The organism is Verminephrobacter aporrectodeae subsp. tuberculatae At4, from assembly GCF_000193225.1.
GTDB lineage: Bacteria > Pseudomonadota > Gammaproteobacteria > Burkholderiales > Burkholderiaceae_C > Acidovorax > Acidovorax aporrectodeae.
The window spans coordinates 1-9,460 of record NZ_AFAL01000965.1; the positions used below are offsets into that span (position 1 = coordinate 1).

The 9,460-nt window shown below is 65.9% G+C and carries 7 protein-coding genes; 6 read left to right on the top strand and 1 reads right to left on the bottom strand.

Annotated features, from left to right (window positions below; genetic code table 11):
• Nucleotides 1–1,216: molecular chaperone HtpG (gene htpG / locus VTU_RS0123380; RefSeq protein ID WP_010109913.1), on the bottom strand; the 1,216-nt coding region annotated here is incomplete at its 3' end.
• A gap of 692 nt (nucleotides 1,217–1,908) precedes the next feature.
• Between htpG and VTU_RS0123390 the strand changes: the two genes are divergently transcribed.
• The 6 genes from VTU_RS0123390 to VTU_RS0123415 all read left to right on the top strand — a co-directional run bounded on the left by VTU_RS0123390 (nucleotide 1,909) and on the right by VTU_RS0123415 (nucleotide 9,373).
• Nucleotides 1,909–3,279, top strand: a complete 1,371-nt coding sequence (locus tag VTU_RS0123390) for a cytochrome ubiquinol oxidase subunit I (RefSeq protein WP_010109915.1) — start codon at nucleotides 1,909–1,911, stop codon at nucleotides 3,277–3,279.
• 64 nt (nucleotides 3,280–3,343) lie between these two features.
• A complete protein-coding gene (locus tag VTU_RS0123395; protein ID WP_010109916.1) occupies nucleotides 3,344–4,354 on the top strand; it encodes a cytochrome d ubiquinol oxidase subunit II in 1,011 nt (336 codons plus the stop codon).
• A 132-nt stretch (nucleotides 4,355–4,486) separates the two neighbouring features.
• The gene (paeA, locus tag VTU_RS0123400; RefSeq protein WP_010109917.1) at nucleotides 4,487–5,839 is read left to right on the top strand and encodes a polyamine export protein PaeA; all 1,353 of its coding nucleotides are present in this window, start codon (nucleotides 4,487–4,489) and stop codon (nucleotides 5,837–5,839) included.
• Nucleotides 5,840–6,032: 193 nt separating this feature from the next.
• Nucleotides 6,033–7,109: an asparaginase gene (locus VTU_RS0123405; RefSeq protein ID WP_010109918.1), complete on the top strand. Its 1,077-nt coding sequence runs from the start codon at nucleotides 6,033–6,035 to the stop codon at nucleotides 7,107–7,109.
• A gap of 51 nt (nucleotides 7,110–7,160) precedes the next feature.
• Complete coding sequence (locus VTU_RS0123410; protein ID WP_010109919.1) at nucleotides 7,161–8,354, top strand: His/Gly/Thr/Pro-type tRNA ligase C-terminal domain-containing protein; 1,194 nt, start codon at nucleotides 7,161–7,163, stop codon at nucleotides 8,352–8,354.
• Nucleotides 8,355–8,473: 119 nt separating this feature from the next.
• Complete coding sequence (locus VTU_RS0123415; protein ID WP_010109920.1) at nucleotides 8,474–9,373, top strand: amidohydrolase family protein; 900 nt, start codon at nucleotides 8,474–8,476, stop codon at nucleotides 9,371–9,373.
• The last annotated feature ends 87 nt before the right edge of the window (nucleotides 9,374–9,460 follow it).

Here is a 9,460-nt window from a genome sequence, read left to right on the forward strand (position 1 = left end):
CGTCGGCGTCAACGACCTCGGCCGCGTCGGATACGCCGTCGGCCGTGGCCGCAGCGGCGTCATGCCGGTCGTGTTTTGCCAGGTCTTCCAGCATGCTGAGCACGCGCTTGGTCGAGCCCTCGCGGATGGCGCGCACGTCGCGGCTTTCCTGCAGCAGTTCGCGGCTCACGTTGAGCGGCAGGTCGGACGAGTCGATCACCCCCTTGACGAAGCGCAGGTAGGTGGGCAGCAGGGAGTCGGCGTCGTCCATGATGAACACGCGCTTCACGTACAGCTTCACGCCCGCTTTCTTGTCGCGGTTCCACAGATCGAACGGCGCCTTGGCCGGGATGTACAGCAGCTGCGTGTACTCGGTACTGCCTTCCACGCGGTTGTGCGCCCAGGTCAGCGGGGCCTGCGAATCGTGGCTGATGGTCTTGTAGAAGTCGGTGTACTGCTCTTCGGTCACGTCCTTCCTGGGGCGGGTCCACAGTGCGCTGGCCTTGTTCACGGTTTCCCACTCGCCGGTCTTGAGCATGCTGCCGGGCTGGCGGCCGCCGTTTTCGTCGCCGGGGTTGATGAGTTCGCCGTCCTTCCACTCTTCCTTTTCCATCAGGATGGGCAGGCTGATGTGGTCGGAATACCTGGCGATGACGGATTTGAGCTTCCAGTTGTTCAGGTATTCCTCGGCGCTGTCGCGCAAATGCAGGATGACGCAGGTGCCGCGTGCGGTGCGCTCGATGGTCTCGACCTCGAAATCGCCCGTTCCGCCGCTCACCCAGCGCACGCCCTCGGCGGCCTTCAGGCCGGCGCGGCGCGACTCCACCGTGATCCTGTCGGCGACGATGAAGCCCGAGTAAAAGCCCACGCCGAACTGGCCGATGAGCTGGGCGTCCTGCTTCTGGTCGCCCGAGAGCTTGCCCATGAAGTCCCGGGTTCCGCTCTTGGCGATGGTTCCCAGGTGCTCGATGGCTTCTTGTTGGCTCATGCCGATGCCGTTGTCGGTGATGCTCAGCGTCTTGGCGTCCTTGTCGAAGGCCACGCGCACTTCGAGATGCGGCGCGTCCTCGAACAGGGCGGAATCGTTCAGGGCTTCAAAGCGCAGCTTGTCGCAGGCGTCCGAAGCATTCGAAATCAGCTCGCGCAGGAAGATTTCCTGGTTGGAATACAGGGAGTGGGTGACCAGGTGCAGCAGTTGCGCCACTTCGGCCTGAAACGACAGGGTTTGCTTGTTCATGACAGGGTATTTCTCTCGGTGAAATTGGTCGATACGAAAAATGCAATAGGCCCGGCGGCACGTTCCGCCGATACCGGCAGGCGTGATCTATGGGCGGCCCAAGGGGTTTCAAGGGTGCGGCGTGGTGGTCCCAAGTCCGATGGCGCCCCGCAGCGGTGCAATCCCTGCCGTTTAGCGGGTTTTAAAAACACGGGCACAATACGCAGTCATGACTTCTGTCAAAACTTTTCCTCCACTGGACCGTCAATTCATGGCTCATTTCGGCGAAATCGGCGAAATCGGCAGCCGCTGGGGCAGCAATCGCCCCGTTGGCCAGATGTAGGCGCTCGTCTCTTTCTTCTTTGTCGCCGCGCCCGCTTGGAATGCGGACGGCGTTGCCCCAAGCGCTCCAACATCCATCTAGCCCGGGACGCCAAGGAACTGCAAGCCTGGCGGCTCGCCCCAGCGCCGCCACCAGCCGGATGACCGGCGCGAATACCTCGCGGCGTCCAGGGATGCGCGGAATTTTTTCCGCGTACTGAATTCGAAGAGCGCTGGCGCTACGCGAACGGGCTCGGGCCGTCGATGCTGCGCACGGCATTGCCCGACGAGACACCCCGCGCTGCGACGCATGGGCTTGAGCACGGCCGCCACCCGCGTGCCCAAGACTGACCGACCAGGGTGGCGCTTCCAAGGGGGATCCCAGTAAGGCCATGGACACGTTCATGCTGTCGCGCATCCAATTCGCGGCGAACATCAGTTTTCACATCCTGTTTCCGAGCATCACCATCGCGCTGTGCTGGTTTTTGGTGTTCTTCCGCTTGCGCCACACGGCCACGCGGGGCACCCCTGCCGCGCTGGGCTGGGAGCAGGCCTACTACTTCTGGACCAAGGTGTTTGCCCTGAGCTTTGCCATGGGCGTGGTCTCGGGAATCACCATGAGCTTTCAGTTCGGCACCAACTGGCCGGGCTTCATGGAGCAGGTGGGCAACATCGCAGGGCCGCTGCTGGGCTACGAAGTGCTCACGGCGTTCTTTCTGGAGGCCACTTTCCTGGGAATCATGCTGTTTGGCCGGGGCCACGTGTCCGATCGGGTGCACCTCGTCGCCACGCTGATGGTGGCCTTCGGCACCACGCTGTCCGCGTTCTGGATTCTGAGCCTGAATTCATGGATGCAGACCCCCGCAGGCTACGAGCTCATCGACGGCAAGTTCCACGCGGCGGACTGGCTGGCCATCGTGTTCAACCCCTCCTTCCCCTACCGCCTGGGGCACAAGCTGCTCGCGTCGGCGTTGACCGCGGGCTTTCTGATCGCCGGGGTGAGCGCCTGGCAGCTCATCCGCGCAACGGCCACCGAAGGCACGCGCCGGGCGCTGCGCACGGCGATCATCGCCGTGGCCATCGCGACCCCGCTGCAAATTCTCATGGGCGACGCGCACGGCCTGAACACCCTGGAGCACCAGCCGGCGAAGATCGCCGCGATCGAAGGCATCTGGCATACCGAAAGGGGCGCGCCGCTCACGCTGCTGGGTCTGCCCAATGAGCAGCAAGGCCGCACGGACTACGCCGTGCAGATCCCCAAGGCCGCGAGCCTGATCCTGGCGCACGACCCCGACGCGCAGCTGCGGGGACTGGACGAATTTCCCGGTGCGCACCCGCCCGTGGCGCCCGTGTTTTGGGGCTTTCGCGTGATGGTCGGGGTGGGCCTGCTGATGCTCGCCATGGCCTGGACGGGCGCCCTGGTGCTGTACCGCCGCCGCGGGCAAGACCTGGCGGGTCTGCCCCGGCCGCTGCTCTACGCCCTGGTCGGAATGACGTTCTCGGGCTGGGTCGCCACGCTGGCCGGCTGGTGCGTGACCGAGATCGGCCGCCAGCCCTACCTGGTGTACGGCCTGCTCGAGACGGCGCACGCCGTGGCGCCGCACCCCGTCGGCATGGTCGCCGGCACGCTGGTGACCTACCTCGTGGTGTACGTCCTGCTGCTGCTGGCCTATGTGGGCGTGATCAAGTACATGGCCGAACACCCGGCCAAGCTCCCGCCCGCCGCGCCGCTTCCCACGGCCCCGGGCGCCATGGGCACATGAGGCGGGCATCCGGCGCCCTTCCGCCTTCCCCTATTTCTGACTTGCGAGCAAGGAGTTTCCTCCCATGAATACGCTGAACTGGGCGTATGCCCTGCCCCTGATTTTTATGGCCGTGATGGGCCTGGCCCTGCTGGTCTACGTGATTCTGGACGGCTACGACCTGGGCGTGGGCATCCTGCTGCCCTACGCATCCGACACCGAAAAGGACGTGATGGTGTCGAGCATCGGCCCCTTCTGGGACGCCAACGAGACCTGGCTGGTGCTGGGCGTGGGCATGCTGCTGGTGTGCTTTCCGATGGCGCACGGCGTGGTGCTCTCGGCCCTGTACCTGCCCGTGGCGCTGATGCTCGTGGGCCTGATTCTGCGCGGCACGGCGTTCGACTTTCGCGTGAAGGCGCGCGACACGCACAAGACCACCTGGAACCGCCTGTTTGCCGCCGGCTCGCTGCTCGCCTCGCTGGCCCAGGGCTGGATGCTGGGCGCCTACATCACGGGCTTCCAGAACGACGCCTGGAGCCTGCTGTTTTCCGCCGGCATCGCCCTCACCCTGCCTGCGGCCTACGCCATGCTGGGCGTGGGCTGGCTCATCATGAAGACCGAGGGCAGCCTGCAACGCAAGGCCGCCCGCTGGGGCCGGAGGGTGCTGTGGCCCATGGGCTTTGCCCTCACGGGAATCTCGCTGGCCTCCCCCCTGGTCAGCCAGACGGTGTCTGCCAAGTGGTTCATGCTGCCCGAACTGTTTGCGCTGCTGCCCATTGCGCTGGCCTGCGCGACCGCCTTCTTCGCCATCCGCCACGTGCTGCGCGCGCCGCACGTGCTCGAGGCGGGCTACGGCTGGATCGTTTTCGTGGCCACGGTGGCGATCTTCGTTCTGGCCTTCTTCGGGCTGGCGTACAGCATCTACCCGTACATCGTGATCGACCGGATCACCGTCTGGCAAGCGGCCAGCGCGACCGAATCGCTGGCCGTCATCGGCGTGGGCGTGGCCATCACCTTGCCGGTGATCATTGCGTACACGATCTACATGTATCGCGTTTTCTGGGGCAAGGCGCGGGCGCTGACCTACGGTCTGTGAGCTGGACTGCGGGGTGGCCGTGGGCCGCCTGCACGCTGGCCCACGGGGTGTGTGGCGTCCAACCGGGGCGCGCCGCTACACTTGACGGGAGGCCAAACGAGTGTGTTCTGTCCCACCACTGCCGAGCCCGTCATGACCTTGTCCCAAAGTATTTTCACCATTGGCGTGCTCATCGTAGCCAGCGCCTTCTTCTCCATGGCCGAGATTTCGCTTGCCGCAGCGCGCCGCCTGCGCCTGCGGCAGATGGCCGACGAAGGGGACGCGCGCGCGGACCGGGTGCTGCGCATGCAGGAGCAGCCCGGGGACTATTTCACCGTGGTGCAGATCGGGCAAAACGCCGTCGCGATCCTCGGCGGCATCGTGGGCGAGGGCGCGCTCGGCCCGCATTTCCACGCCCTGCTCAGCCTGTGGTTTTCCGAACCAGTGGCCCAGACCGGCGCGGTCCTGGTGTCTTTTCTGATCATCGCCTCCCTCTTCATCCTGCTTGCGGACCTGTTCCCCAAGCGGCTCGGAATGGCTGAACCGGAACGGTTGGTACTGCGGCTGGCACGGCCCATGGCGTGCTGCATGGCGCTCCTGCGTCCGCTGACATGGTTCTACAGCCGCGGCGCCGACGCGCTTTTTCGCGTGTTCGGGCTGTCCTCGCTGCGCGACGAAAGCATCACCTCGGACGACATCCTGGCGATGATGGACGCGGGAGCGCGGGCCGGCGTGCTGGCTGTGCGCGAACAGCAGGTGATCACGAACGTATTCGAGTTGGACACGCGCACCGTCTCCAGCGCCATGTCACCGCGCGACAGCGTCGCCTTCTTCCTGCGCGACGACCCGGACGCCGTCATCCGCCTGCGCATTGCCGCCGAACCGTTCTCGACCTATCCGGTCTGCGAGGGCGACATCGACCACGTGGTGGGTTACGTGGACGCCAAGGACCTGTTCCAGCGCGTGCTGAATGACCAGCCGATCTCGCTGGCCGACGACAGCCTGGTGCGCAAGGTGCTCATCGTGCCGGACCGGCTCACGCTGTCCGAGGTGCTGGAACAGTTCCGGCAGGTGCACGAGGACTTTGCCGTCATCGTGAACGAATACAGCCTGGTGGTCGGCGTGGTGACCCTGAATGACGTGATGAGCACCGTGATGGGCGATCTCATCGCCCCCATGGACGAGGAGCAGATCGTGCAGCGCGACGAAAATTCGTGGCTCATCGACGGTGTCACGCCCATCCAGGACGTGCTGCGGACCCTGTCTCTCGACGAATTGCCGCACGCCGGGGAGTACGAGACCCTGGCGGGTTTCCTGATGGTGATGCTGCGCCGGGTGCCGCGGCGCACCGACAGCGTGCACTGGGGTGGCTACACATTCGAGGTGATGGACGTGGACAGCCACCGCATCGACCAGGTCATGGTCTCGCGCGCGCAAGCCGCAAGCAGCGGCGGGAACCTGGCGCCACTACCGGCGGTGGAGCGCGCAGCAGTGGCGGCGCCCTGAGCGCCTCATGGGAGGCGCCGCAGGCCCGCATGGGATGCCGTACTATTTGCGCAGGCGGCGCAAATAGCTTGCGGGTATGCGGTTCTCCACCGTACCATCGTGCAGGCGGCGCAAACGCGCATTGTCCCTGTGCGCAGAAACGCGACGAACCGCCCCTGCACCCCATCCCAAACCCCGTTCAGGAGAGCTTCTCATGCGCATCGCACAACCCGCTCACCGCTGGTTCGCCGGCCTGCTGTTATCCGCCGCCTCGGCCCTTGCCCTGGCCCAGGCCCAGGCCGCAAAACCCCACGTGGTGGTTCTGGCCACGGGCGGAACGATTGCCGGCGCCGGCGCATCCACGCTGAACAGCGTCACCTACGTCGCTGCCAAGGTGCCGGTCGAAAAACTGCTGGCAGGGCTGCCCGAACTCGCCAGCGTGGCCCGGCTGACGGGCGAGCAGGTCTTCCAGACTGCGTCCGAGAGCTTCAACAACGAACACCTGCTCACGCTCGCCCGGCGTGTCTCGGCATTGACCAAGCAGGCGGACGTGGACGGTATCGTGATCACGCACGGCACCGACACCCTCGAAGAAACCGCCTACTTCCTGAACCTGGTGGTGCACAGCGCCAAGCCCATCGTGGTGGTCGGCTCGATGCGCCCCGGAACGGCCCTGTCGGCCGATGGCGCGCTCAACCTGTACAACGCCGTGAGCGTGGCGGCCAGCCAGGACGCGGCCGGCAAGGGCGTGCTCGTCACCATGAACGACGAGATCCAGAGCGGCCGCGACGTGGCCAAGAGCATCAACATCAAGACCGAGGCGTTCAAGAGCCAGTGGGGCCCGCTGGGCATGGTGGTGGAAGGCCGCAACTACTGGTTCCGCGCGCCCGTCAAGCGCCACACCGTCCATTCCGAGTTCGACATCGACGCCATCGAGACCCTGCCTGCGGTGGACATCGTCTACGGCTACGGCAACATGAACACCACGGGAATCGAGGCCTACGGCAAGGCGGGCGTGAAGGCGCTGATTCACGCCGGCACGGGCAATGGTTCGGTGGCGGCGCAGGCGGTCGATGCGCTCAAGGCCCTGCGCGCCCAGGGTGTGCAGATCGTGCGCTCGTCGCGCGTCCCCGACGGCTTCGTGCTGCGCAACGCCGAGCAGCCCGACGATAAGTACGACTGGGTGGTGGCGCACGACCTGCGTCCGCAAAAGGCGCGCATTCTGGCCATGGTGGCGCTCACCAAGGCACGGGACAGCAAGGAGCTGCAACGCATTTTCTGGGAATATTGACGGGGCGCGCCGGCGTCGGCCGGCATCCCGCCCAACAAGCCCCGATCCTTCATGCACGCCATCCATCCGACGCGCGAACAAGACTACAGCGAGTGGTATCAGCAGGTCATTCGGGAAGCCGACCTTGCGGAAACGTCACCGGCGCGCGGCTGCATGATCATCAAGCCCCTGGGATACGGGCTGTGGGAGAACATGCAGCAAACCCTGGACCGGATGTTCAAGGACACCGGGCACCAGAACGTCTATTTCCCGCTGTTCATTCCCCTTTCTTTTTTCGAGAAAGAGGCCGCCCACGTCGAGGGATTTGCCAAGGAGTGCGCGGTCGTCACGCACCGCAGGCTCGAGGCCAAACCCGGTGGCGGCCTGCAACCCGCCGGCGAACTGGAGGAGCCGCTGATCGTGCGTCCGACCAGCGAAACCATCATCGGTGCGGCATTCGCGAAGTGGAAGGCTGGCACCTCGCACTTCCTCGGGCAGAACTTCGCACGCGCCTCCGAAATCAAGTTCCAGAACGAGGCGGGCCAGGAGGAATTCGCCTGGACGACCTCGTGGGGCGTTTCGACACGCTTGATCGGCGCGCTGATCATGGCCCACGGTGACGACGACGGCCTCGTGATCCCTCCGCGGCTGGCGCCGCACCACGTGGTCATCCTGCCGATCCAGCGCAACGAGGCCGACCGCGTTCGGGTGATGGAATACTGCGAGCGGCTGGCCAAGGAATTGCGCGCGCAGCCCTTTGGCGAAGGCCGGGTGCGCGTCGAGATCGATGCGCGCAACATGGGCGGCGGCGGCAAGACGTGGTCGCATATCAAGCGCGGCGTGCCCATCCGCCTCGAAATAGGCCCGCGCGACCTGGACGCGGGCAGCGTCACGCTGGGCCGGCGTGACCGCCCGGCCCAGCAGCGTGAATCGATGGCGCACGAGCAGTTCGTCTCAAGCATTGGCGAGATCCTCGAAGACATGCAGTCCCGATTGTTCCAGCGCGCGCTGGCCTTTCGCCGCGAGCACACGCGCGAGATCACCGAGCGCGAGGAATTCGAGCGCTGGTATGCGGGGGCGGAAGAGGGCATTCACGGCGGCTTCGCGCTCTGCCCGTTCGTTGACGATCCGCGCATCGCCGCGCAGCTTGCCGCCCTGAAGGTCTCCGTGCGCTGCATTCCCTTCGAGCAAGCACAGCGCCGCAGCGCCTGTTTGTTCACGGGAAAACCCACGGACCAGTGGGCAATCTTCGCCAGAGCCTACTGAACCGATCGGCCCCACAGCGCCGCCAGCGCGCTCTTGGCCAGCGGACAACTTTTCTTCTGGTGAAAACTGCGAAATTCCCGATTGCAGTGCCCCCCGCCCGATGAAAAGATGGGCGCACCATGACCGACCACAGCACACCGGGGCCGCGCAATCCGCCGCCCCACCCGAATCCCGGCCGGCCGACGTTTCGCTTGCCCCCCGGTGCCTGCGATGCGCATTGCCATGTGTTCGGCCCGGCCGCGCGCTTTCCCTATTCGCCCCAGCGCAGCTATGAACCGACGGACGCTCCGGCAGCGCAGCTGCGCGCATTGCATGCCCTGCTCGGCGTCGAACGTGCCGTGCTGGTGCAGGCCAGCGTGCATGGCCACGACAACCGCGCGATGCTCGACGCCATCGCGCAGTCCCCCGGGAACTACCGGGGCGTGGCGATGGTTCCCGCGTCGATCAGCGACGCCGGGTTGCAGGCCCTGCACGGGGGCGGCGTGCGCGCACTGCGCTTCAACTTCGTGCGCCGATTGGGCGGGGCGCCGGACCTGGACGCGGTCCGCAGTCTGGCCCAGCGCGTGCACGCGCTGGGTTGGCACCTGGTCCTGCATTTCGATCCGCAGGACCTGCCGGTCTATCGCCCGTTCCTCGACGCGCTGCCACTGCCCTATGTGATCGACCACATGGGCCGCGTGCTGGCGCAGAACGGCTTGCAGCAAGCGCCTTTCGAGGCCTTGCTCGCGCTCATGCGGGACCCGCGCTGCTGGGTCAAGCTCAGCGGCGCGGAGCGGACTTCGCAGCTTCTCTCCCGCGCTGCGGGCCTGCCCTTCGCAGACGCCGTGCCCTTCGCGCGCCGACTCATCGAGGCTGCGCCAGAGCGTGTGCTCTGGGGCACCGACTGGCCGCACCCGAGCGTGCGCGAGATGCCCGACGACGGCAAACTGGTTGACCTGCTGCCTCTTTTCAGCGACGACGCTGCCGTGTTGCAGCAACTGCTGGTGGACAACCCCGGGCGCCTGTATTGGCCGGACTGAGGACGGCGGACGAGGAGACGCAGATGAACCTGACACCACCGGGCGAGACCCTGGCACTGCGCCACACGCTGCAAGCGCTGGCCATCG